The following is a 23,467-nucleotide window of genomic DNA, read 5'->3' on the forward strand; positions in this document are numbered from 1 at the left end:
CGGCCACAACGGCTCCGACGCCGATCCGCTCCTGTGTCAATGCGGGGAAACCCACGAGCCGCGCGAGGCAGTTGGCCCCTCAGATGAGCCGGTAGCCGAGTTCCTGCTGCGCGACCCGGCCGACGATCGCGCGCAGGGTGGGTTCGGCGAGCGGTCTGGAGAAGTCGGGAGCGGCCGGGAGACTAGTCCGAGCAGGGTTCCACAGCACGACGTTGGTGCCGCCGGTCATCGTGGACGGTGCCCACAGGCCATCGAGGTCGGGCCAAGTGGCGCGGATCTGTCGCGCCCAGGCCCGGCAGGTGCTCTTGGGTGCGGTGGCGAGGGCGAACGCGGCGCCGTTGCGCAGTGCCCAGCCCCCGGTCAGGTCGAGCAGTCGCAGGTCGCGGGTCGGTGTCCAGGCAGTGGCCTGGGGTCCGAAGCTTCGGGAGTCGATGGCCCGGGTGGCCTGGAAGATCTCGGCCAGCGCGGTGGCCAGGCTGGTAGCGGTGTACAGCACCCCTTCGACCGACGGTGCGGCGGGTTCGGGTTGCGGGTCGTAGCGCATGGTCGGTATCGGGCCGAACCTTCGCACCTGATTCCACGGGAGGACGTGTGAGCCCTGAGTGCGATGGATCCGCCACAGCAGCGGCCGCACGATGAGGATGTCGCCCGGCTCGTGAACGAGGTCCGAGGGCGGGGTGCGCGGAACCTTCGGGCGGGGTGGGTTCACCACAGGCCGAGACCGGCGACCAGTTCGGCGACCGGTGCCGGCTCACCGCCACCGGCCAGATGGGCGACAGGGGTGCGGTCCTCCAACTCCGGCTGCGGAGTGCCCATGAACCCGGCCACCGACTCCGGCGACAACTCGGCCGGGATCGCCGCCACAACCACGTCCAAGCCGGGCAGGCTGCGCCCGTCCAGGGTGAACTGCCAACGCGGCAGCCGTCTGCCCCGGCCGAACCGGAAGCTCCACAGGCTGCCCGTCGACAGTCGCTGCGAGACCCGGCTGCGGTCTACGCCCAGCAGCAGCGCGGCCTCGGCAATCCCGAGACTGCCCGCCACCAACTCAGTCATCCGGGCAACCTCGGCCCGGCGGGCGTCCTGAATCAGAACAGCAGGGTCGGTGCCGAGAACCTCAACGGCGGCCGGGCCGGCATGCTCGCGCAGGAACGCCACCTCGGCGGCGCTCAAAGGCGCTGCGGCCGGGTCGGTGACGCGGGACAGGTCCGCGTCGAGTTCGGCTAGGAACTCCGCACCGCTGATTCCGACGTTGTGCCGGGCCAGTACGTCATCCAGGCTCACCTCAACACCCATGCTCATATACTATCACTCTCGTTAGACTACGTGAGTTGGTGATCTTTGGCCTGACTCCAAGGGGTCCCGCCAGTTCGGCGGGAATCCGTCACTTGCTCGGCGAGCGCGGCGCGCCCGGCTCAGATCCCCAGACCCATGGTTCCGATGCCCCGTTCCAGCGGGATCGGTCTGCGCGCCTCTTCCTGAGCCCCCGGACTCGGTGTGGGCCTGAAGATCTCCCACACCTCAGCCTCGGCCGAGCGCGTGGCCGCCTTTGGTGCGACAGCTATGGTGACGCCGAGGTCTTCGGCGACGGCGTCGACCAGCCGGGTCTCGAGGTCGGCGGGCCTGGTGTGCGCCAGGATCGTGTCGGCCGTGGCGATCACCCGAGCCCCGGTCTCGGCGACAACGGCCTCGATGCCGTGCTCCGGTGTGGCGGCCTGGGCGGCCCAGCCGGCGACGTAGTTGAACGTGTACTGGCTTGTGTCCAGGTGGTGCGCGGCCGCGACCACGTACGCGACCGACTCCGCTTCGACCTCTCTTCGTCCGCGACAGGCGCCGGCGTACGGCTCTCCCGGCTCTGGCCGGATCAGCACGTGCGCCAACTCATGGATGAGTGACTTCGTCGATTGGGCCTCGTCCACATCCGCCCGGACCCGGACCTCCCGGCCCGTGTAGTCGGTCAACCCGTTCGCGCCGCCACAATCGCCACGAGTCAGCCGGAAGCCTTCTGCTTCGACCACTTCGGCCAGCGAGTCCCACAGGCCCGGCGGAGCCTGACCGCGCAGCAGGGTCGGCTCGGGCGGGGTCTGGACGGGAGGATCGACCTGGCTCGCATCGAACACACTCACGGGCCGTACTCCGACCAACTGCCGAATGTACTGCTGCCGTCCCTCGCCGTCCCGGATCGATTCGCCCGTCGCGCGGTCGACCAGTTCGACCTTGCGGGTTACCGGGCCGAGGATCTTGATCGCTTTCTCCCCACGCCGCACCTGATGGCCCATCGCCTGCCAGGCCCGGTAGCCGGCGATCATCGTCGCGTCCGGTTTCTGGAGCATCGTGAGCATGACGTTGTTGAAGCTGTACCTGTGGAGCTTCGACGCCATGCTCAGCCAGCGCTGCCAGGCGTCCTTGTCGTCCAGGTTCGCGATGCCCTCCGCCAACTGCTCGTGCAGTTGCTCGACCGTCTCCCGACGGGCACGCTCGGCAGCCTCCCGCTGTGCTTCGGTCAGGTTCCGGCCAGCCATCACAACTCCGCCCGCAGACGCCGGAACTCGGCGGCCAGCCGCTCGACCTCATCCGGGTCGGCACCGATCGCCTTGAGCCAGGCGATCTGCTCCAGCAGGTCGTACAGGACCAGAGGACGATCGCGGGTCGGCGCCGGCGCGCTCACGATCTCTCCTTCTCTCGCCTCATTGGTTCTGAGGAGTCTCTCGGCGATGACGAGGTGGGCCGATCAATCGCCGCTGCGCTATCAGGTCGCGATCGGCCTTCGCGCGGTCGGTGAGCAGAGTCATACGCCGCGACCACGTCTCTGCTCAGCCGGCCTCGGGCGGGCACATAGATACCGACGTTCATCGCCCAACTGCGGATCGCTGCCGTTCGTTCCCGATCCGAACGCGTCCTCTGGCTGGCCGGCCGCGTCGGTTTCGGCGGTGCCAGGTCGGCGGGCTTGCCCTGCGGCTTGCGCGGCCGGTGGTCGATGAGGTCCATCTGTTCCGTCTGGTCGTCGGTGGCCTCGGCTGCCATCTCCGAGATCCGGTTGGCGAGGGACCGATCGCGGTGTGCAGCGACGTGCTGGTAGCGCAGCGCCATGTTGGGCGTGGTGTGCCCGATCCGGGCCTGCAACTCGGCGATGGTGGCGCCCTGCTGGGCGGCCATGGTCGCGCTGGTGTGGCGAAGGTCGTGGATGGTGAGCTTGGGCATCTTGATCGCCTTGCGTCCCTTGTAGTGCGCTTCTCGAAGGACGGAGTCGTTCAGGGGCGTGACGCCATCGCTGGCAGGGAACAGAAGCGCTTCGGGATCGCGTCGAGGCTGGGCGGCCATCCACGCCCGCAGGGCAGGGAGCAGATGCGGCGGGATGGCGACGTCACGGACTCCGGCCGCCGTCTTCGGGGGCTGGATGATCAGTTCGCCGACGAGCCGGACGATCGCCTGCCGCACGTGAACCACACCGCTCTTGACGTCGAGATCCTGGACGCGAAGTCCGCGCACCTCACCGGATCGCAGCCCGCACCAGCCAGCCAGCAGCAGCGGCACCCGGCGCGCTGCGGGGACCGCTTCGAGGTAGCGGGCCAGCTGGGTGGGCGTGAGGACCTTGATCTCGTGGACGGCGTGTTTGTTGCTCCCTCCCTTCACCCGGCACGGATTGCGGTCGATGATCCCCTCCTCGACCGCGTCCTTCATCAGCGACTTGAACAGGCCGTAGGCGTTCGCCTGCTGGGTTGGGCGCTCGGACATCGCCAGGTACCAGTCGGTGACCTCGACAGCGCTGATGTGAAGGATCCGGTGGCTCCCGAAGACGGGCAGGATCTCCAGCCGCAGGAGCTTGTCGTACAAGGCGGCGGTCCCCGGACGAAGCCGACGCCGTGACAGCGACTCACGTGCGAACTCCTCGAACCGGCCACCCTCGGCCACGACTCCCACAGGTGGCGTCCAGTCCCCCGAGCTGACCTTGCGAGCCTGGGCCGACAGCCAGGTCTCGGCGTCCATCCGGGACAGGAAGGTGACCGGCGCCGGGTACCGCTCGCCGTCGGGGCCGCGGTAACGCGCCCGGTACCGCCCGCTCGGCAACGGCGAGATCTCGCCGAACGTGCGCTTCTCCTGCCTTCGGGCCATATCCGTTCCTCAGACCGCGATCGGACGGCCATAGCGCGGCTTGAGCAGCCGGTCGACATCCTCGGGCCGCAGGCGCAGGATGCGCCTACCGGTCATGAACGCGGGCAACTCGCCGGTGGCGATCCTCCGACGCAACGTGTTGCGGCTGATCCCGGTCCGCTCGCACGCCTGGGCGATGGTCTCGTAACGCTGGGTGGGCATGGCTACTCCTCTCTGGCTCCTTAAGCCCTGCAATGCCGTCGATCCGGACAGCGAGGCACCGAGAAACTTGAGAGAAGAGCGCCAGTCACACCCGAGGAGACCAGGGCCACCCCCAGGGTCGTGCGGGAATGGCTGTCCCCCCGCCAGGACCCCGGGGGTATCCGGCATGAGAGAGGACATGAGAGAGGACGCGCGGCCGATACCCCTTCGGGTATGCCATTCCGTACCATTTCCGTGGGGCATACGTGGGGCAGCGTGGGGCAAACGTGGGGCACGAAGAGCCCCCGATGGCACTTCCTGGGTACACCTGAGCAGAGCCAAATCGGCCCGAAACCGCTAGTCAGATGCTGTTTGCCCTCATCAGGGGCACATGACCAATAAGTGCGCGAGAGAGGAGTTGAACCTCCACGTCCTTTCGGACACACGGACCTGAACCGTGCGCGTCTGCCATTCCGCCACTCGCGCCCGACTCCCTGAGGAGCCAGCCGGAAGAGGTTAGCACAGGTGCCGGGTCGGCTCCGAACCGCCGGCTGCCACCGGCCGCGGGGCCGGGAGCGTCGAATCATCCGTGCGGCACCCTCATCCCCGACTGGAGTCTGAGTGCCCAAGCGGGGCCGTCGCGTACGCTGGTCGTTCGGCGCTGGATAGTCTTGAGCGCGCCGAGCCATCAGTCGACCATCACGGGAGGGGGAGCAGATGGGGGTCTTCGACCGCGTCGAGAAGAAGCTCGAGAACGCCGTCAGCGGGGCCTTCGCGCGCGCCTTCAAGGGCGACGTCCAGCCCGTGGAGATCACTGCACGGCTGCAGCGGGAACTCGACTCCGAGGCCAAGCTCCTCAGCCGCGACCGCAAGCTCGTGCCGAACGAGTTCACCATCGGGCTCTCCCAGCACGACTACGACCGCCTCACCCCCTACAGCAAGACCCTGAACGCCGAGATCGCGCCCCAGCTGCGTGACTACGCCGCCGAGTCCGGCTACATCTTCAACGGCCCGGTGATGATCGAGTACAGCCTCGACGCGAGCCTGCCGGTCGGCCGGTTCACCATCACCTCCGCGGCCGTCGCGGGCGTGGACGCCGCGGAGGAGGCCACGCCCAGCGAGATCCGGGCGGCCAACCTGGTGATCGAGGTCAACGGGGTGCGCCACCCGCTGACGCCGCCCGGCGTCACCATCGGCCGCGGCACGGACGCCGACCTGCGGATCAACGACCCGGGCGTCTCCCGCCTGCACGCCCGCATCGGCGTGGTGGGCACCGGGCGCGGCCAGCAGATCACCATCGAGGACCTCGGCTCCACCAACGGCATCACGGTGGACGGGCAGCGCACCCGCCAGGCCACCCTCACCCTCGGCAGCCGCATCGAGATCGGGTCCACCAGGCTGGCGATCGTGTCGCCGGTGTCCGATGCCTGAGCTCGTCGTCCTCGGCCTCAAGCTGGGGTTCCTCGCGCTGCTGTGGCTGTTCATCCTGTTCACCGGCAACGTGATCCGCACCGACATCTTCGGACGCAAGGTCACCGCCGCCGAGCTCGCGCAGTCCGCGCCTTCGGAGGCTCCGGAGGCGCGGACGCCGAAGATGTCCCGGCGCGCGCTCAAGGCGCTGCCCAGGACCCTCACCGTCACGCACGGGGCCCAGGCCGGCGTCCAGCTGCCGCTGGGCGAGGTGCTGCTGATCGGCCGCGCGTCCGACTGCCAGCTCCAGCTCGAGGACGACTACGTGTCCACCCGGCACGCCCGCCTCACGCGCACCCCCACCGGCTACCAGGCCGAGGACCTGGGCTCCACCAACGGCACCTTCGTCAACAACCAGCGCATCAGCGCGCCCACCCCGTTCGGGGTCGGTGACGTGCTGCGCATCGGCCGCACCCTGATGAGCGTGGAGAAGTAGATGCCCCTGGCGCTGCGCTTCGTCGCCCACTCCGAGGTCGGCCTGGTCCGCAAGAACAACCAGGACTCCGCCTACGTCTCCCCCACGATGCTCGTGGTGGCGGACGGGATGGGCGGCGCCGCCGCCGGCGACCTGGCCTCCGCGATCGCCGTCCGCGAGCTCAGGGCTGTGGACTCCGAACGCACCGGCGCGGACATGCTGGACGCGCTGGAGGAGGCCATCAACGCTGCCGGCGCGGCGATCAGTGAGCTCACCGAGGCCGACCCGCGGCTCGACGGCATGGGCAGCACCGTCTGCGGGGCCATGTTCGACGGCTCCCGGCTCGGCCTGGCCAACATCGGCGACTCCCGGGCCTACCGCTACCGCGACGGCGAGTTCGTCCGGCTCACCCGCGACCACTCCTGGGTGCAGACGCTGGTCGACGAGGGCCGCATCACCGAGGCAGAGGCGCTGGAGCACCCGCACCGCTCGCTGATCCTGAGGGTCATCAACGGCCAGCCCAACCACCTGCCCGACCTCGAGCTGGTGGACGCCGTCGCGGGCGACCGCCTGATGATCTGCTCCGACGGCCTGTGCGGCTTCGTCACCGACGAGGTGATCGCCGCCCGCATGGACGGCGACCGCGAGGCCGTGCTGGCCTCGCTCGTCGACCTGGCCCTCCACGAGGGCGGGCAGGACAACATCACGATCATCGTCGCCGACATCGTCGAGGGCGAACCGGAGGGCACGGCCCGTGTCCTGGGCGCCGCGGCGTCGCTCGACCTGGACAATCCGCTGGAGACCACCGGCGAGCAGCCACCGGTGGCCCCCGCAGCGGGGCCGCGTCCCGGACCGGAGGACGTCGAGCTCATCCGCTACGCCCCGCTCGCCCGGCGGCGCGCGTCGTCCCGGGTGAAGCTGCTGCTCCTCGTGCTGCTGCCGCTGCTCGCCATCGGCGCGGGCGGCTGGGCGTGGTACTCCTACGTCCAGCGCCAGTACTACCTCGGCGCGGACAAGGAGACGCTCGCCATCTTCCAGGGCGTCCCACAGCAGGTGTTCTCCGTGCCGCTGTCGCACGTGGTCGTGCCCGACACCACCCGCGTCGCCGACCTTCCGCTGTACTACCAGGAGCAGGTGCGCGGCACCCTTCCGGCCGAGTCGCTGGACGGGGCGAAGCAGACGCTGGACTTCCTGCGGGAGAAGGCCGCGGCCTGCATCAAGCAGCGCGAGGACCGCCAGAACCCCACCCCGAGCCCGACGCCGGCCACGACCTCCCCCTCGCCGTCGGTCACCAGCACGACCGGGACGCCCGCCGCGACCGGCACGCCGAACGGCAGCCCGTCCCCGACCCCGACACCGACCGCGCCGACCACCCCGGAAGCGCCCACGGAGTGCTGATGAGCGACGTTGTCGGCTACCGGAGGCGCCGAGGCGTCGAGGCCTTCATGCTCGCCTTCGCGATCCTCCTCGCGATCGGCGGCTACCTGCTGATCCACCTGAACCGCGACGGCGAGCTGCCGCCCGAATGGCCCTGGGCCCTCGGCATCCTGGTGGCCCTCGGACTCGGGCTGCACGTGCTCGTCCGGTGGCGGCTGCCGTACGCCGACCCGCTGATCCTTCCGCTGGTGATGCTGCTCAACGGCCTCGGCCTGGCGATGATCCACCGGCTCGACCTGGGCACCACGCCGGTGATGCACTCCGCGGAGCTCCAGCTGATGTGGACGGCGATCGCCACCGCAGCGTGTGCCCTGGTCCTGGTGTTCCTGCGCGACTACCGGATCCTCCAGCGCTACACCTACACGATGTTCCTCGGCGGCATGGTCCTGCTGATGCTGCCGCTGCTGCCGGTGATCGGGCAGGAGAAGAACGGCGCCAGGATCTGGATCCACCTCGGCACCTACAGCTTCCAGCCCGCAGAGCTGGCCAAGCTGGTGCTCTCGATCGCGTTCGCGTCCTACCTCGTCGAGAAGCGCGAGGTGCTGGCGCTTGCCGGCGGCCGGTTCCTCGGCATCGAACTCCCCCGCCCGCGCGACCTCGGGCCGATCCTGGTGATGTGGCTGGCCAGCCTGGCCGTGTTGGTGTTCCAGAAGGACCTCGGCACGTCCCTGCTGTTCTTCGGGCTGTTCGTGATGATGCTGTTCGTGGCCACGGAGAAGCCCAGCTGGGCGATCCTGGGCACGCTGCTGTTCGTCAGCGGCGCCTACCTCGGCTACCTGTTCTTCGGCCACGTGCAGGTGCGGGTCTCCTCGTGGCTGAACCCGTTCTCCGACTACGACCAGAACTACCAGGTGATCAACGGCCAGTTCGGCATCGCCTGGGGCGGCGCGTTCGGCACCGGCTGGGGCCTGGGACGGCCGAACCTCACCCCGCTGGCCAAGACCGACTTCATCGCCGCGGCCATCGGCGAGGAACTCGGCATCACCGGGCTGAGCGCGGTCATGCTCATCTACGGGCTGATCGTCGCCCGGGGCCTGCGCGCGTCCCTGGGCGCCCGGGAACCGTTCGGCAAGCTGCTGGCAGCGGGCCTGTCCTTCGTGTTCGCCATCCAGGTGTTCGCGATCCTCGGCGGCGTCACCCGCCTCCTGCCGCTCACCGGCCTCACCACCCCTTTCATGTCGCAGGGCGGGTCGTCGCTGGTGGCCAACTGGGTGATGATCGGCCTGCTGCTCGTGATCACCCACCAGGTGCGCAGCCCCGTCGTGGCCGCACCCGAGCCCGTCCAGTGGCTGGAGGCGGAGACCACCCAGATGATCCCGGTCGGCGCCGCGGCAGCGGACGGGGCGGGACCGCGCCCGCGACCCTCCGGTGACGTCGCGCTGCCGGCCACAGCCGTGAGCCCCGTCAGCCCGGCCGCGACACCGGTCTCGCCGGCCGACGACGAGTCCACCCAGCGGGTCGAGCGGGACGGGGGCACGGCATGAACCGTCCGATCCGGGGTGTCGCGGTGACCGCGATGGTCATGTTCACCGCGCTGCTGGTGAACCTGAGCTACCTCTACGTCGGCCAGCAGGATTACCTCAACGAGCGCCCGGAGAACCGCCGCGTCGCCGACGCGCGCTTCGGGCAGGACCGCGGCCCGATCATGGTCGGCAACACCGCCGTGGCCCAGTCCAAGCCCGTCAAGGACCGGTTCAAGTTCCAGCGCTCCTACGCCCAGGGCAAGCTGTACGCCCCGGTGACCGGCTTCTACTCCTACCTGTACCGGACGTCGGCGCTGGAGGCGTCCTACTCCGCGGAGCTGTCGGGCGTGGACGACTCGCAGTTCCTGACCCGGCTGATCAACGGCCTGTCCGGCGCGACCCCGCGCGGCGCGACCGTCGAGACCACTCTGGACGCGAAGGCCCAGAAGGCGGCCTGGGACGCCCTCGACGGGCGCAAGGGCGCCGTCGTGGCGATCGACTACACCACCGGCGCCGTCAAGACGCTCGTCAGCTACCCCAGCTACGACCCCAACGACCTGGCCACCCACGACCTGGCCGCCTCCACAGAGGCGTGGAAACGGCTCAACGCCGACCCGGCCCGGCCGCTGGCCAACCGGGCCACCCGGGAGATCTACTCCCCGGGCTCGACCTTCAAGCTCGTGACCGCCGCCGCAGCCCTCGACTCCGGGATGAGCGCCGACACCGAGGTGGACGCCTCGCCGTTCAAGCTGCCCGGCTCGACCAAGGTGATCGCCGGCGGCTGCGGCGGGACCAAGATCACCCTCGCCCAGGCGCTGAAGGTCTCCTGCAACCCGGCCTTCGCCCGTCTCGGCGCGGAACTCGGTGCGGACGCCCTCCGCGAGCAGGCGGAGAAGTTCGGCTTCGGCACGAAGTTCCTCGACGACATCGGCTCGGCGGCCAGCGTGTTCCCCGAGGACATCGACGCCGCCCAGACCGCGATGAGCGCCATCGGCGAGTACGAGACGGCCGCGACGCCGCTCCAGATGGCGATGGTCTCCGCCGCGATCGCCAACGGCGGCACCGTGATGGACCCCTACATCGTGAACCAGGTGCTCGACAGCGATCTGAAGGTGGTCAGCCGGACGCGCCCGTCCCAGCAGTCGGTGGCGCTGAGCGACCAGAACGCCCAGGAGCTCCAGTCGATGATGGTCGAGGTGGTGCAGAGCGGCACCGGCTTCCGGGCACAGATCCCCGGCGTGACCGTGGGCGGCAAGACCGGGACGGCCCGCACCAGCCCCGACCGCAACCCCTACGCGTGGTTCACCGCCTGGGCGGACGACCCGTCCGTCGCGGTGTGCGTGTTCATCGAGGACGCAGAGATCCCGTCCACGGAGATCGCCGGCGGACGCCTGGCAGCCCCCATCGCCAAGGCAGTGATCGAGGCGCTGCGATGACGCGCTTCACACGGTTCGGGCAGCTTCGGCCACAATGGGCACGTTGCGCTGCCGCCACAGGGCTCCGGGAACCCCGGTGGAAAGGAAACTGCGGATGACCGACGAACCGAGGCTCCTCGGAGGTCGCTACCAGCTGGGCTCCGTGCTCGGCCGTGGTGGCATGGCCGAGGTGCGGCGGGCCCGCGACCTGCGCCTGGGGCGCGAGGTGGCGGTGAAGCAGCTGCGCATCGATCTCGCGTCCGACCCGACCTTCCAGGCCCGTTTCCGTCGCGAGGCGCAGGCCGCCGCCGGCCTGAACCACCCCAACATCGTCGCCGTGTACGACACCGGCGAGGAGGCCGACCCCCAATCCGGGGTCCAGGTGCCCTACATCGTCATGGAGCTCGTCGAGGGCCACACGCTCCGCGAGATCCTGCGCACCGGCCGCCAGATCGTGCCCGGCAAGGCGCTGGAGTTCACCCAGGGCGTGCTCGAGGCGCTGAGCTACAGCCACAAGGCCGGCATCGTGCACCGCGACATCAAGCCCGCCAACGTGATGCTCACGCCGTCCGGCCAGGTGAAGGTGATGGACTTCGGCATCGCCCGCGCGGTGGCCGACACCTCAGCCACGATGACCCAGACCGCCGCCGTCATCGGCACAGCGCAGTACCTCTCCCCTGAGCAGGCGCGCGGCGAGACCGTCGACTCGCGCAGCGACATCTACTCCGCCGGCTGCCTGCTCTACGAGCTGCTCGTCGGTCGCCCGCCGTTCCAGGGCGACTCGCCGGTGAGCGTGGCCTACCAGCACGTGCGCGAGGCGCCGGTGCCGCCGAGCCACCTCGATCCCGAGATCACCCCGGCGATGGACGCGATCACGCTGAAGGCCCTCGCCAAGGATCCCGCCGACCGGTACCAGACCGCCGCGGCCATGCGCGCCGACATCGGCCGCCTCCTCGCCGGCCAGGACGTGGTCGCCCGGCCGCCGGTCGTGGCCGCCGTCCCCGCGCCGGCGAGCGCGGCAGAGGCGACCACCGTCCTGGAGCCGTCCGACCACACGGCCACCCGTGCGCTCGACCCGGCCCCCCGCCGCCGCTGGGGCCTGGCGGCGTTCCTGGTCGCCCTGGTCCTGGTGGCCGCCGGGGTGGGCATCTACTTCATGCTCAACGCCAACAAGGTCGAGACCGTGTCGGTCCCCCGGGTCGTCGACCGGCTCCAGGCCGAGGCGGAGCAGACGCTGATCGCCGCCAAGCTCCAGCCCCGCGTGGTGCAGGTGAACGGGCCCGACGACACATCCAAGGGCCGCGTCACCGAGCAGAACGTCGCGCCGGACAGCTCCGTGCCGGTCGGTACGGAGGTGGAGATCACCGTCAACGTGGGCCCGTCCAAGGCGGCCATCCCGGCGCTGGTCGGCATGGACAAGGACGAGGCGCTGACGGAACTCGCCGACAACGGCTTCAAGGACGTCACCGCCGTGCCCGCGGACACCGAGCCTGCCACGGCGAAGGCCGACGAGGTGCTCAGCGTCGAACCGGCGCCGGGATCCATGGTCACGCTCGACACTCGTGTGACGGTGTACTACGCGACGGGCATGAGCAAGATGCCGCTGGTCACCAACGGGCTCACCGAGGACGAGGCGGTCGCCGTGCTGAAGGACGCCGGCTTCACCAAGATCCGGATCAGCACGAGGGAGGATGCCGGCAAGCCCGGCATGGTGCTGGAGCAGAAGCCGACGGCCCTGACCATGCAGAAGCGGACGGTCACGGTGGAACTCGTGGTGTCGATCGAGCTGCCGCCGACGACGCCGCCCACCGACGACCCGACCTCGACGGCCACCGCCACCCCGTGACGGGGCGACGGCGCGGCCTCAGCGGGCGGCCATCAGAGGGCTGAGGCCCTCCGCGCGACGGGGGGCGTCGGCGTCCCCGCAGGCGACCAGCCAGTTCGCCAGCATCTGGTAGCCGCCCTCGGTGAGCACCGACTCGGGGTGGAACTGCACGCTCTCGATCGGGAGTTCGCGGTGCCGCACGGCCATGATCACGCCGGAGTCCGTGGTGGCGCTGACCTCCAGCACGTCCGGCACGGTGGCCGGATCGAGGGCCAGGGAGTGGTAGCGCGTGGCCGTGAACGGGTTGGGCAGGCCCGCGAAGACGCCGCGTCCGTCGTGGTGCACCAGCGAGGTCTTCCCGTGCAGGAGCTCCGGCGCCCGGTTCACCACGCCGCCGAAGGCGACCGACATCGACTGCAGGCCCAGGCAGACGCCGAAGATGGGCGTCCGGCCGCCGATCGTTCGCACCACGTCGATGCACACCCCGGCCTCCTCGGGCGTCCCCGGGCCGGGGGAGAGCAGGATCCCGTCGAACGCCTCGTTCCAGCCGGGCTCGGCGAACCGCGGGTCGTCGTTGCGCCACACCTCGACCTCCGCCCCGATCTGGCCGAGGTACTGCACGAGGTTGTAGACGAACGAGTCGTAGTTGTCGACCACCAGGATCCGCGCCATGCGTCCATTCTCCCCCACCGCCGGGACGGGGCTCTCCCCCGTCGCCGGACGGCGGGCACGACGGGCCGACGGGAGCCCGCGGCATTGTCGGTTATCCTTGTGCGGTCACGAGGTGAGTCAGGAGTTACCGTGCCCGAGTCGAAGGTTCGCAAGGCCGCTGCCGAGAAGAAGAAGGCAGCCGACCGGACGCAGCTCGCGCAGCAGCGCAGCGATCGCGACCGCACCGTCGCCGCGCCCGGCAGCCGCCAGTGGGTTCCGCCGACGTTCATCACCGTCGGCCTGCTCGGCGTCCTGTGGCTGGTCGTGTACTACATCACCGCATCGGTGGGCATCACCGTGCCGCTGCTGACCGACCTCGGCGCGTGGAACGTGCTGATCGGCATGGGCCTGATGGCCGGCGCGTTCGCGCTGGCCACGCTCTGGAAGTAGCCGGCCCGCCCCGTCAGCCCTGGGGCTTCAGCAGCGGGAAGAGGATCGTCTCCCGGATGCCGTGACCGGTGAGCAGCATCATCAGCCGGTCCATGCCCAGGCCCATGCCGCCCATCGGGGGCGCGCCGAACTCGAGGGCTGCGAGGAAGTCCTCGTCCAGCTGCATGGCCTCCAGGTCGCCGGCCGCGGCCTTGAGCGACTGGGCCACCAGCCGCTCGCGCTGGATCACCGGGTCGATCAGCTCCGAGAAGCCCGTGCCGCGCTCGACGCCGCCGATGATCAGGTCCCACGCCTCGATGAGGTTGGGCTCGCTGCGGTGCTGGCGGGCGAGCGGCTGGGCGATCGGCGGGTAGTCGCAGACGAAGGTCGGCTGGAGAAGCCCGGGCTCGACGAGCTCGCCGAACAGCTCCATGACCAGCTTCTGCGCGGGCCAGGCCGGGTCGTGCTCGACGCCGTGCGCCTCGGCGAGCCTGCGCAGCACCGACGCGTCGGTGTCGGGCGTGATCTCCTCACCGACGGTCGCGGACAGCGTCGGGTAGACCGGCTTCCACTCCCACTCCCCGTCGAGGTCGATCTGCCCCGCCGGGGTGTCGATCACCCGGGTGCCGAGGGCGGCGTCCGCGGCGTTCTGGACGAGGCGTCGGGTCATCTCGGCGATGCTGAACTGGTCGCCCCAGGCCTGGTAGGCCTCGAGCATGGTGAACTCCGCCGAGTGCGAGGAGTCGATACCCTCGTTGCGGAAGATGCGCCCGATCTCGTACACGCGGTCGGCGCCGCCGACCATCGCCCGCTTCAGGAACAGCTCGAGCGCGATACGCATCGTCATGTCGATGTCGAAGGCGTTCAGGTGGGTGCGGAACGGACGGGCCGCCGCGCCGCCGTGCACCAGCTGCAGCACCGGTGTCTCGATCTCGAGGTAGCCGTCGCCGTGCAGGGTCTCGCGGATGCTGCGTGTGACGGCCGCGCGGGCGCGCACCATGTCCCTGGCCTCCGGGCGCGCGACCAGATCGGCGTAGCGCTGCCGCACCCGGGTCTCCTCACCCAGCTCCTTGTGCAGGGTGGGCAGGGGACGCAGCGCCTTGCTGGCCAGGACCCAGGACGTCGCGAGCACGGACAGCTCGCCCCGGCGGGAAGAGATCACCCGGCCGGTCACAGAGACGAAGTCGCCGAGGTCGACATCGGACTTCCACGCCTCCAGCGACGCCTCTCCGACCTCGGCCAGCGACAGCATCACCTGGAGGCGGACGCCGGAGTCGGCTTGGGTGAACCCGTCCTGGACCGTGGCGAAGCACAGCTTGCCGGTGTTGCGGACGAAGACCACCCGTCCGCTCACGCTGACGACGTCCGTGGTCTCCTCGCCCGCCTCCAGGTGCCCCCAGCCGGCGTGCACCTGGGCGGCGCTGTGGGTGCGCGGGACGGTGATCGGGTACGGCGCGACGCCGTCGGCCAGCAGCCGCGCCCGCTTGTCGTGGCGCACCTGCTCCTGCTCGGACAACGACGAGGGGACAGCATTCGGCTCGATCACGCGGATTAGGGTACCGACTCCTGCACCGGCCTCCCCCACCGTCCCCGTCCGCGCGGGACTACACCGGGAGGTGGCGTGCCCACCAGGCGAGGATGTGCTCGAAGCGCGCCCGCCGGTGGTGCGGGGTGCCCGAGCGCGACAACTCGTGGTTCTCGCCGGGGAACACCAGCAGCTCGGTCTCGACCCCCCGCAGCTTCAGCTCCGCGTAGTAGCGCTCCGCCTGCCCGATCGGGCAGCGCAGGTCCTGCTCGGAGTGGATCACCAGCGTCGGCGTCCGCACCTGGCCGACCAGGGCCAGCGGCGACTGCGCCACCATCGCCGCGGCGTCGCCGTGGCAGGCCGCGGGGAAGAACCAGCCGATGTCGGACGAGCCGGGGAACGAGGACGGGTCGAGGTAGCCCCGCTCCACGATCGCCGCGGCGAAGCGGTGCTCGTGCGCGATCAGCCAGGCACTCATGTACCCGCCGTAGGAGCCGCCCATCACGCCCACCCGCGCCGGGTCGAGCCCGGGGACCGTGGCCAGCGCGTGCTCGAGGAAGGCCAGCACGTCCACCATGTCGCGGTCGCCGAAGGCCTTCTCGATCGCCTTGGCGTGGGCCTGCCCGTAGCCGGCGGAGCCGCGCGGGTTGCACATCACCACGGCGTAGCCGGCACCGGCGTACACCTGCGCCTCGTCGAAGAAGGACGGGCCGTAGGCGGCGAACGGGCCGCCGTGGATCATCAGCAGCACCGGGTGGGGGCCGTCGCCCTCGGGGCGGAAGACCCACCCGTGCACGGGGTAGCCGTCCGGGGAGGTCGCCTCGAGCTCGACGGGCGGCACCGGGGCGGACGCGGCGCGCAGGGCCGCGGCGAAGTCGGTGAAGGCGGGCTCGGGGGCGTCCAGCAGGACGACTTCACCGGGGCTGTCGGGGCGGGCCATGACCGCCACCCGCGCGCCGCCGCCGCTGCCGGCAGCGATCGCGGAGCCGGGCAGTCGCCAGCGCCGGACCTCTCCGCTGGCGTCCACCCGGATCACCTGCCCGGAGCCGCGCACCAGGTCGATCGCGAGGACGCCGTCGCCGTCGGCGACCAGGTCTGCGGCGTACACGGTCTCGACGTCGGTGAGGCGCCGGGCCTCGCCGCCCGAGCGCGGGACGGCGAACACCCCGGGGTTGTCACCGAAGAACTCCCGGCCGCTGCCGGTGTGGCCGCCGATGTAGAACACGTGGTCGCCCGCGACCACGACCGGGCCCGTCGCGCTGTCGCCGAGGCCGGAGTCGGTGAGGCGCACCGCCTCCCCGCCGTCGAGCGCGAAGCGGTACACGTCCTGGCGCAGGTCGGCGTCGCGACCGTCGTGGCGGGCGGCGACGACGAGGACGGCGTCCCCGTCCCACACCGGCGACTGGTGGTCGGCGTCGCCGTCCGACAGCTGCCGGGCGACCGGGACGGCGGAGAACGGCTCGCGGCCGGCGGCGGCGCGGCCGACCGGGCGGACCGCCGGCTCGGCGTGCGGGTCGGGCACGTCGAGCACGAACAGGTGCGCACGCTGGTCGGAGAGGTAGCCGGTGCCGTTGTGCTTGTACTGGAGCAGCGTGATCCGGCGCGGGTCCTCCGCGGTGGCCGCGACCCCGTCCACCGTGCCGTAGCGACCAGGCTCGGGCACCTTGGCGGTGAACGCGAGCCGGGTGCCGTCCGGGCTGAAGGCGAAGTCGCGGACGCCGAGCTTCGCGTCGGTGACGACCATCGGCTCACCGCCGCCGGCCGCGACGACGGCCAGCTGGGCCGGCTCGCCCTGCGCGGCGCGGAGGAAGCCGAGCAGGCGTCCGTCCGGGGAGAACTTCGGGTTCGTGTCCCGGAAGCCCCGGGTGATCCGCAGCGGCGCACCGCCGGCGAGGGGCACCCGCCAGAGCTGGCCGACGTAGGCGTCCGCGTCGAAGTCCGGCCGGGTGACCGAGACGACCGCGTGGCTCCCGTCGGGATGGACGGCGGGTGCGGAGACAATGGTGAGCAGGGGGAGGTGTTCGGCTCGCACGGACGGCAGCCTAAACCCTTTGCGGCAGCGGTCCTCCCCCTGCAACCTGTGAATCGTCACAGCATGAATTCCTGGCGGCCCGGGACCCCGATCGAGCCGGTGGCCGGCAGCCGGGGGCCGCAGAATTGCGTGCCCCATCACCGGCGCCTTGATGAGTGAGCACTCACTCACTTAGACTCCCTGCCATGAGGAGAGCTGCCCCGATGACCCCGGAGGAACGCCGGCGCGACATCATCGAGGCCACCCTGCCGCTGCTGCTGGAGCAGGGGCCGGAGCTCAGCACCCGCGAGATCGCGCAGGCCGCCGGCGTCGCGGAGGGCACGATCTTCCGCGCGTTCGAGACCAAGAGCGACCTCATCCACGCCACCATCCACGCCGCCCTGCGTCCCGACGCGGCGATCGCGCGGCTCGCCGGCCTGCCGGCCACCCAGTCGCTCACCGAGCGCGTGGCCGCCGTCCTCGAGGTCCTCGGCGACGAACTGCACCGCACCCGCTCGCTGTTCGCCCACTTCGCCCGGGGCCAGGACGGCCCGCCGGTGCCGCCGGCCGGAGACCACCACCGCCGTCCCTGGCCGAACCGCGGGGACAACAAGTCGCTGATGATGAGCGCCGTCAGCGACGCCCTCGAGCCGTACGCCGACGTGCTCGCCGTACCTGTCCCGGTCGCCGCCCGCGTGCTCGCCGCGGTGTCCTTCGCCGGGCTCGCCATCACCGACGGGGAAACCCCCAGCCCTCCGGGAGAACTCGCCGACGTCGTCCTGCACGGCATCGCCAAAGGAGATTCATGATCCGCTTGCTGGCGCGCTTCCTGCGCCCCTATGTCCCCCTGCTCGTCGCCGTGGTCGTCCTGCAGTTGCTGCAGTCGACGGCGGCGCTGTTCCTGCCGAGCCTGAACGCCTCGATCATCGACGACGGCGTCGCCACCGGCGACACCGGCCACATCTGGTCGCTCGGCGGCGTGATGCTCGCGGTGTCGCTGCTCCAGATCGTGGGCCAGGTGGGCGCTACCTGGTTCGGCGCCCGCGCGGCCATGGCGTTCGGCCGCGACCTGCGCCAGGCGATCTTCGACAACGCCTTGTCGTTCTCCTCCCGTGAGGTGAACCAGTTCGGCGCCCCGAGCCTGATCACCCGCAACACCAACGACGTGCAGCAGCTCCAGATGCTGGTGCTGATGACCTCGACGATGATCGTCAGCGCCCCGCTGATGATGGTCGGCGGGGTGTTCATGGCGTTGCGCGAGGACGTCGGGCTGAGCTGGCTGATCCTCGTCGCCGTGATCGTGCTCGGCACGATCATCGGCATCCTCATCGTGCAGATGACGCCGCTGTTCAAGTCGATGCAGGTGCGGATCGACACCCTCAACCGGGTGCTGCGCGAGCAGATCTCCGGCCTGCGGGTGATCCGGGCGTTCGTCCGCGAGCCGACCGAGGCCGCGCGGTTCGACCGGGCCAACCACGAGCTCGCCGACACCGCCACCCGGGTCGGCCGCCGGATGATGACGATGTTCCCCTCGGTCTTCTTCGTGATGAACCTGTCCAGCATCGCGGTGATCTGGTTCGGCGCCTTCCGGATTGCGGAGGGCCAGCTCCAGGTGGGTCAGCTCACGGCCTACCTCGCCTACCTCTCACAGATCCTGATGAGCGTGATGATGTCGACGATCATGATCATGATCGCCCCGCGCGCGGCCGTCTCGGCAGAGCGGATCGGCGCCGTCCTCGACACCTCGTCCTCCGTCGTGCCCCCGGCCCGGCCGGTGACCACCGTCACCCGCCACGGCGAGCTCGCCTTCGTCGACGTCAGCTTCGCCTACCCCGGTGCCGACCACCCGGTGCTCGACGGGGTGTCGTTCACCGTGCGATCGGGAGCGACGACGGCGATCATCGGCTCCACCGGCGCGGGCAAGACCACGCTGGTGAACCTCATCCCCCGTCTGTTCGACGCCACGTCCGGCGCCGTGATGGTCGACGGGGTGGACGTGCGCGAGCTCGACCCCGACCTGCTGTGGGGACGCATCGGGCTGGTGCCGCAGCGTCCGTACCTGTTCAGCGGAACGGTCGCGTCCAACCTGCGGCTCGGCAACCCCGACGCCACGGACGAGGAGCTGTGGCACGCGCTGGAGGTGGCGCAGGCCAGGGACTTCGTGGAACGGATGCCGGACGGACTGGAGTCGCCGATCAGCCAGGGAGGCACGAACGTCTCCGGCGGGCAGCGGCAGCGGCTGGCGATCGCCCGGGCGCTCGTGCGCCGTCCCGAGATCTACCTCTTCGACGACTCGTTCTCCGCCCTCGACGTGGCCACCGACGCCGCCCTGCGCGCCGCGCTGGTGGACGAGACCGCCGACGCGGCCGTCGTGGTCGTCGCCCAGCGGGTGTCCACGATCCGCAACGCCGAGCAGATCATCGTCCTCGAGGACGGCCGGATCGTCGGCATCGGCACCCATGACCACCTGCTGGCCGCGTGCCCGACGTACGCCGAGATCGTCGAGAGCCAGTTCCAGGCCGAGGAGGTGGCCGCATGAGCACTCCGACCAGCAAGGGGGAGACGGCCGTGAGCAGCACCGGCGGGGCGCCCGCGCCCGTGAAGGCGAACGCACGCCCGAAGTACGCGCCGCAGCAGCGCGGCGGTGGCCCGATGGGCCACGGCGTCGGGACCGGCGAGAAGGCCGTGTCGTTCGGCCCGTCCATGAAGCGGCTTCTCGGCCACCTGCGTCCCGAGCTGCCGCAGATCGTCGCGGTCGTCGCCATGGTGATCGTGGCGACGGTCGGCAACGCGGTCGGCCCGGTGATCCTCGGCCAGGCCACGAACCTGATCTACGACGCGACCGTGGTGAACCGCACCCCGATCGACTTCGGCGCCGTCGGACGGGTGCTGCTCCTGGCCCTGGCCGTCTACGTCGTGTTCTTCCTGCTGTCGTGGCTGGCGGGCTTCATCATCAACGCCATCGTGCAGCGCTCGGTGTACCGGATGCGCCAGCAGGTCAGCGACAAGATCACCCGGCTGCCGCTGAAGTACTTCGACGGCCAGCCCAGGGGCGAGCTGCTCAGCCGCGTGACCAACGACGTCGACAACGTCTCGCAGTCGCTGCAGCAGACGCTCTCCCAGATCCTCACCAACCTGTTCACCCTGATCGGGGTGCTGGTGATGATGTTCTACGTCTCCTGGGTGCTGGCGCTGGTGGCCCTGGTGACGATCCCGATCGCCCTCGGCGTGACGATGGTGATCGGCAAGCGCTCGCAGAAGCTGTTCGCCCGGACGTGGAAGTCGACCGGCGAGCTGAACAGCCAGATCGAGGAGGCCTACTCCGGCCACGACCTCGTGACGGTGTTCGGCCGGCGCCGCGAGGTCGCCGAGCAGTTCCGGGCCAAGAACGCCGAGCTGTTCGACGCGTCCTTCGGCGCCCAGTTCATCTCCGGGATCATCATGCCGGTGATGTTCTTCGTCGGGAACCTCAACTACGTGGTCATCGCGGTCGTCGGCGGCCTGATGGTGACCGGCGGCACGCTGACCATCGGCGGGGTGCAGGCCTTCATCCAGTACAGCCGGATGTTCACCCAGCCGATCACGTCGCTGGCGTCGATGGCGAACCTGCTGCAGTCCGGCGTCGCCTCGGCCGAGCGCGTGTTCGAGGTGCTGGACGCCGAGGAGGAGTCCCCCGACCGGGCCGGCAGCCTGCCGGAGCCGGCGCGCGGGCGGGTGGAGTTCGAGCACGTCGACTTCAGCTACACCCCCGAGCGTCCGCTGATCACCGACCTGTCGCTGGTGGCGGAGCCCGGCGCGACGGTGGCGATCGTCGGCCCCACGGGGGCGGGCAAGACCACGCTGGTGAACCTGGTACTTCGGTTCTACGACCTCCAGGCCGGGCGGATCACCCTCGACGGCACCGACATCGCGTCCGTGCCCCGCAGGGCGCTCCGTGACCAGATCGGCATGGTCCTCCAGGACACCTGGCTGTTCGGCGGGACGATCCGCGACAACATCGCCTACGGCAAGGAGGGCGCCACGGAGGAGGAGATCCTCGCTGCGGCCAAGGCCACCTACGTCGACCGGTTCGTGCACTCGCTGCCGGACGGCTACGACACGCTGATCAACGAGGAGGCGTCCAACCTGTCGGCCGGGGAGAAGCAGCTGATCACGATCGCGAGGGCGTTCCTGAGCGACCCGACGCTGCTGATCCTGGACGAGGCCACCTCTTCGGTCGACACCCGCACCGAGCTGCTGGTGCAGCGTGCGATGAAGAAGCTGCGCGCCGACCGCACCTCGTTCGTCATCGCGCACCGGCTCTCCACGATCCGCGACGCCGACGTGATCCTGGTGATGGAGGACGGCGCGATCGTCGAGCAGGGCAGCCACGCCGGCCTGCTCGCCGCCCGCGGCGCCTACTACGACCTGTACCAGGCGCAGTTCGCCGCCGCGATCACCGAGGAGGACGCCGCCTGACCCCGGGCGGCCGCAGCTAGGCTCCGGGCATGGGGAGGACGTGGCGGATCGGTGAGGTCGCAGCGCGCACCGGGCTCACCCCGCGCACGCTGCGGCACTACGACGAGCTGGGCCTGCTCGTGCCGTCCGCCCGCAGCTGGGGCGACTACCGGCTCTACGACGAGGCCGACCTCCTGCGGCTCCTCCAGGTGCAGAACCTGAAGGCGCTCGGACTGAGCCTCGCCGAGATCGCCGACGCCCTGGCCGACCCGGAACTGGACGCCGGCGCCACCCTGCGGTCCCACCTGGCGCACCTGGAGGACCGCATCGCGGCCGAACAGGCCCTCGCCGGACGGCTGCGCGCGCTCGCCGAGTCGAGCGACCGCACCTGGGACGACGTGCTGTCGGCGATCGAGCTCACCCAGCGCCTCGCGCACCCCGACCCCGCGGTACGGCTGCGGGCCGCCCTGCAGTCCCCGGCGAGCACGCCCGAGTTGCTGTCCGCCCTGGCCGGAGAGGACGAGCCCGGCGTCCGTGACACCCTGGTCTGGGCGCTCGCGCACCGGCCGGACGCCGCCGCGGCCGTTCTCGAACGGCTCGACGACCCGGACCCGGCACTGCGGGCGGCCCTCCTGCGCGTGCTGGGCAAGCTGGGCGCCGCTGAGCACACCGGCGCCGTCACGGCACGGCTCGCCGACCCCGATCCCGCCGTCGTCGCCGCCGCCGTCCAGGCCCTCGGCCGGCTCGCCGCACCGGAGTCCTCCCCGGCGCTGGTCGCGCTCCTGGGCACCGGGACGGTTCCCGACGACGTCCTCGACGCGCTCGTCGCGGTCGGCCCGCCGGCCCTGGACGCCCTGGCCGACGCCGTCGGTTCCCCGTCCGCGGACGCGCGGGCCGCCGCGGCGGAGGCGGTCGGGCGGATCAGTGCCACCGCCCCCGGCGTGGCCGCACGAGCGGCCGGCGTCCTCGCGCCGCTGCTGGCCGACGCGGACGCCACCGTCCGCCTCACCGCGCTGGTCGCGCTCGGCGACCTCGGCGCGGAGGGCCGCCCCGCGCTGCGGACGGCCCTCGCCGATCCCGCGCTCGCCGGCGTCGCCGGGCGGCTGCTCGACCGTCCGCCCGCCTGAGCCGGCGGCCGGGCAGCTCGCCGCGCTCAGCGGGCGGCGATCAGCGCCCGGAGCTCGGCGACGGCCGCGGCGAGGTCGTCCCGCGTCACCCCCCGCTCGCCGGGCTTCAGCGTGACGACGATCTCGCCCTCGGGCTCCAGCGCCGCGCGCTCGACCTCCGACTCGTCGTCGGCACCCTGGCGGCGAAGCGCGAGGTCGAGTTCACCCTGGCTGAGCCCCAGGCGGGCCAGGGCCCTGCGGTCGACGGCGCCGTCGACGATCAGGTCGGTACCGGTGCCCACCAGGAGCCGCCGTCCCCACGCGCTCGACTCAGCCCAGCGGTCGAGCAGCGCATTGGCGCCGATCAGCACGACCGCGCCGAGCATGCCTCCCAGCACCGAGTTGTCGGGGCCGATGATCGCGTTCTGCACGACGTTGCTCAGCAGCAGGACGACCACCAGGTCGAGCGAGCTCATCTGGGCGAGCAGCCGCTTGCCGGCCAGCCGGATGAGGATCGCGATCCCGAGGTAGACGACGATCGTGCGCAGCACCTTCTCCCAGACGGAGATGTCCATCGTGAGGAAGGGGAGGAGCCAGTCGGGTGCGGTCATGGCGGCAGGCTAGCCCCGCCGTCGAGCCCTACACACCCCCTGGGGTATTCACCACTTCGCCGGTGTCGACGGCCCTGCGCACGGAGGCGAGCACCTCCGCCCGCTCCTGCCCGGAGAGCCGGTGGAGCAGTTCGAGCACCTCAGAGGCCACTTCGGCGGCCCGCGACCGGGCCGGACGGTAGAGCCAGGCCCGCCCGTCCAAATTCCTCGAAACGGCCCCCTTCTTCGCGAGCCGGTCCAGGACGGTCATCACGGTCGTGTAGGCGAGGTCGCGTTCAGGGGCAAGGCGGTCGTGCACATCGCGGACCGAAAGCGGCTCCGAGCGGGACCACAGAATGTCCATCACCGCCTGCTCGAGCTCTCCGGTCACCGCCATGGGAAC

22 protein-coding genes and 1 tRNA gene are annotated in these 23,467 nt (G+C 70.8%); 11 read left to right on the forward strand and 12 right to left on the reverse strand.

The annotated features are described in order from the left end of the window. Positions 1–79 precede the first annotated feature (79 nt). The 7 genes from ACFQQJ_RS16805 to ACFQQJ_RS16835 form a co-directional block, all read right to left on the reverse strand. Positions 80–712: an RES family NAD+ phosphorylase gene (locus tag ACFQQJ_RS16805; RefSeq protein WP_377108324.1), complete on the reverse strand. Its 633-nt coding sequence runs from the start codon at positions 710–712 to the stop codon at positions 80–82. After that, the gene (locus ACFQQJ_RS16810; RefSeq protein ID WP_377108325.1) at positions 706–1,293 is read right to left on the reverse strand and encodes a hypothetical protein; all 588 of its coding nucleotides are present in this window, start codon (positions 1,291–1,293) and stop codon (positions 706–708) included. The genes ACFQQJ_RS16805 and ACFQQJ_RS16810 overlap by 7 nt, the downstream gene beginning before the upstream one ends. Before the next feature lie 119 nt (positions 1,294–1,412). Continuing rightward, positions 1,413–2,519, reverse strand: coding sequence for an ArdC family protein (locus tag ACFQQJ_RS16815; protein WP_377108326.1), 1,107 nt, complete (start codon positions 2,517–2,519; stop codon positions 1,413–1,415). Continuing rightward, a complete protein-coding gene (locus ACFQQJ_RS16820; protein ID WP_377108327.1) occupies positions 2,519–2,665 on the reverse strand; it encodes a hypothetical protein in 147 nt (48 codons plus the stop codon). The genes ACFQQJ_RS16815 and ACFQQJ_RS16820 overlap by 1 nt, the downstream gene beginning before the upstream one ends. After that, on the reverse strand, positions 2,662–3,984 hold the full coding sequence (locus ACFQQJ_RS16825) for a histone-like nucleoid-structuring protein Lsr2 (protein WP_377108329.1): 1,323 nt from the start codon (positions 3,982–3,984) through the stop codon (positions 2,662–2,664). The genes ACFQQJ_RS16820 and ACFQQJ_RS16825 overlap by 4 nt, the downstream gene beginning before the upstream one ends. Before the next feature lie 135 nt (positions 3,985–4,119). Next, positions 4,120–4,311 carry a helix-turn-helix domain-containing protein gene (locus ACFQQJ_RS16830; protein WP_377108332.1) on the reverse strand — a complete coding sequence of 64 codons (192 nt, stop codon included), beginning with the start codon at positions 4,309–4,311 and terminating at the stop codon, positions 4,120–4,122. A 382-nt stretch (positions 4,312–4,693) separates the two neighbouring features. Continuing rightward, positions 4,694–4,776 (reverse strand) — tRNA-Leu (locus tag ACFQQJ_RS16835). A gap of 231 nt (positions 4,777–5,007) precedes the next feature. Here ACFQQJ_RS16835 and ACFQQJ_RS16840 point away from each other — a divergent pair. From ACFQQJ_RS16840 to pknB, 6 genes are all read left to right on the forward strand, one after another. Beyond that, positions 5,008–5,721 (forward strand): FhaA domain-containing protein, encoded by a 714-nt coding sequence (locus tag ACFQQJ_RS16840; RefSeq protein WP_377108334.1) that lies wholly within the window; start codon positions 5,008–5,010, stop codon positions 5,719–5,721. After that, positions 5,714–6,196 carry an FHA domain-containing protein gene (locus tag ACFQQJ_RS16845; protein WP_377108335.1) on the forward strand — a complete coding sequence of 161 codons (483 nt, stop codon included), beginning with the start codon at positions 5,714–5,716 and terminating at the stop codon, positions 6,194–6,196. Before ACFQQJ_RS16840 ends, ACFQQJ_RS16845 begins: the two co-directional genes overlap by 8 nt. Beyond that, positions 6,197–7,573, forward strand: a complete 1,377-nt coding sequence (locus ACFQQJ_RS16850; RefSeq protein WP_377108336.1) for a PP2C family protein-serine/threonine phosphatase — start codon at positions 6,197–6,199, stop codon at positions 7,571–7,573. It abuts the gene before it with no gap. Continuing rightward, positions 7,573–9,096, forward strand: coding sequence for an FtsW/RodA/SpoVE family cell cycle protein (locus ACFQQJ_RS16855; RefSeq protein WP_377108338.1), 1,524 nt, complete (start codon positions 7,573–7,575; stop codon positions 9,094–9,096). Before ACFQQJ_RS16850 ends, ACFQQJ_RS16855 begins: the two co-directional genes overlap by 1 nt. Next, the gene (locus ACFQQJ_RS16860) at positions 9,093–10,511 is read left to right on the forward strand and encodes a peptidoglycan D,D-transpeptidase FtsI family protein (protein ID WP_377108340.1); all 1,419 of its coding nucleotides are present in this window, start codon (positions 9,093–9,095) and stop codon (positions 10,509–10,511) included. Before ACFQQJ_RS16855 ends, ACFQQJ_RS16860 begins: the two co-directional genes overlap by 4 nt. A 94-nt stretch (positions 10,512–10,605) precedes the next feature. Further along, entirely contained in the window at positions 10,606–12,336 is a 1,731-nt protein-coding gene (gene pknB, locus ACFQQJ_RS16865; protein WP_377108341.1) for a Stk1 family PASTA domain-containing Ser/Thr kinase, read from the forward strand. Between the two features lie 18 nt (positions 12,337–12,354). Here the strand turns inward: pknB and ACFQQJ_RS16870 are convergent, their stop codons facing one another. After that, a complete protein-coding gene (locus tag ACFQQJ_RS16870; RefSeq protein WP_377108343.1) occupies positions 12,355–12,987 on the reverse strand; it encodes an aminodeoxychorismate/anthranilate synthase component II in 633 nt (210 codons plus the stop codon). A gap of 129 nt (positions 12,988–13,116) precedes the next feature. On the opposite strand from ACFQQJ_RS16870, the gene ACFQQJ_RS16875 reads away from it, so the two are divergent. Continuing rightward, positions 13,117–13,416 (forward strand): cell division protein CrgA, encoded by a 300-nt coding sequence (locus tag ACFQQJ_RS16875; protein WP_377108345.1) that lies wholly within the window; start codon positions 13,117–13,119, stop codon positions 13,414–13,416. A gap of 13 nt (positions 13,417–13,429) precedes the next feature. Here ACFQQJ_RS16875 and lysS read toward each other — a convergent pair whose 3' ends face one another. Together lysS and ACFQQJ_RS16885 are read right to left on the reverse strand one after the other, a co-directional pair. Continuing rightward, on the reverse strand, positions 13,430–14,938 hold the full coding sequence (gene lysS / locus ACFQQJ_RS16880) for a lysine--tRNA ligase (RefSeq protein ID WP_377108366.1): 1,509 nt from the start codon (positions 14,936–14,938) through the stop codon (positions 13,430–13,432). Between the two features lie 61 nt (positions 14,939–14,999). Continuing rightward, positions 15,000–16,952: a S9 family peptidase gene (locus ACFQQJ_RS16885; protein WP_377108347.1), complete on the reverse strand. Its 1,953-nt coding sequence runs from the start codon at positions 16,950–16,952 to the stop codon at positions 15,000–15,002. 185 nt (positions 16,953–17,137) lie between these two features. Between ACFQQJ_RS16885 and ACFQQJ_RS16890 the strand changes: the two genes are divergently transcribed. The 4 genes from ACFQQJ_RS16890 to ACFQQJ_RS16905 are packed head-to-tail and all read left to right on the forward strand — an operon-like array spanning position 17,138 to position 22,495. Beyond that, positions 17,138–17,740, forward strand: coding sequence for a TetR/AcrR family transcriptional regulator (locus ACFQQJ_RS16890; protein ID WP_377108349.1), 603 nt, complete (start codon positions 17,138–17,140; stop codon positions 17,738–17,740). Next, the gene (locus ACFQQJ_RS16895) at positions 17,737–19,470 is read left to right on the forward strand and encodes an ABC transporter ATP-binding protein (protein ID WP_377108351.1); all 1,734 of its coding nucleotides are present in this window, start codon (positions 17,737–17,739) and stop codon (positions 19,468–19,470) included. The genes ACFQQJ_RS16890 and ACFQQJ_RS16895 overlap by 4 nt, the downstream gene beginning before the upstream one ends. Beyond that, positions 19,467–21,389 carry an ABC transporter ATP-binding protein gene (locus tag ACFQQJ_RS16900; protein WP_377108353.1) on the forward strand — a complete coding sequence of 641 codons (1,923 nt, stop codon included), beginning with the start codon at positions 19,467–19,469 and terminating at the stop codon, positions 21,387–21,389. Before ACFQQJ_RS16895 ends, ACFQQJ_RS16900 begins: the two co-directional genes overlap by 4 nt. A gap of 29 nt (positions 21,390–21,418) precedes the next feature. Next, positions 21,419–22,495, forward strand: coding sequence for a HEAT repeat domain-containing protein (locus ACFQQJ_RS16905; protein WP_377108355.1), 1,077 nt, complete (start codon positions 21,419–21,421; stop codon positions 22,493–22,495). Between the two features lie 26 nt (positions 22,496–22,521). Here ACFQQJ_RS16905 and ACFQQJ_RS16910 read toward each other — a convergent pair whose 3' ends face one another. Beyond that, the gene (locus tag ACFQQJ_RS16910; RefSeq protein ID WP_377108356.1) at positions 22,522–23,085 is read right to left on the reverse strand and encodes a DUF421 domain-containing protein; all 564 of its coding nucleotides are present in this window, start codon (positions 23,083–23,085) and stop codon (positions 22,522–22,524) included. Positions 23,086–23,113: 28 nt separating this feature from the next. Next, on the reverse strand, positions 23,114–23,461 hold the full coding sequence (locus ACFQQJ_RS16915) for a BlaI/MecI/CopY family transcriptional regulator (protein WP_377108357.1): 348 nt from the start codon (positions 23,459–23,461) through the stop codon (positions 23,114–23,116). Positions 23,462–23,467: the final 6 nt, after the last annotated feature.

It is taken from the genome of Propionicimonas sp. T2.31MG-18 (genome assembly GCF_964266745.1).
Classification (GTDB): Bacteria; Actinomycetota; Actinomycetes; order Propionibacteriales; family Propionibacteriaceae; genus Propionicimonas.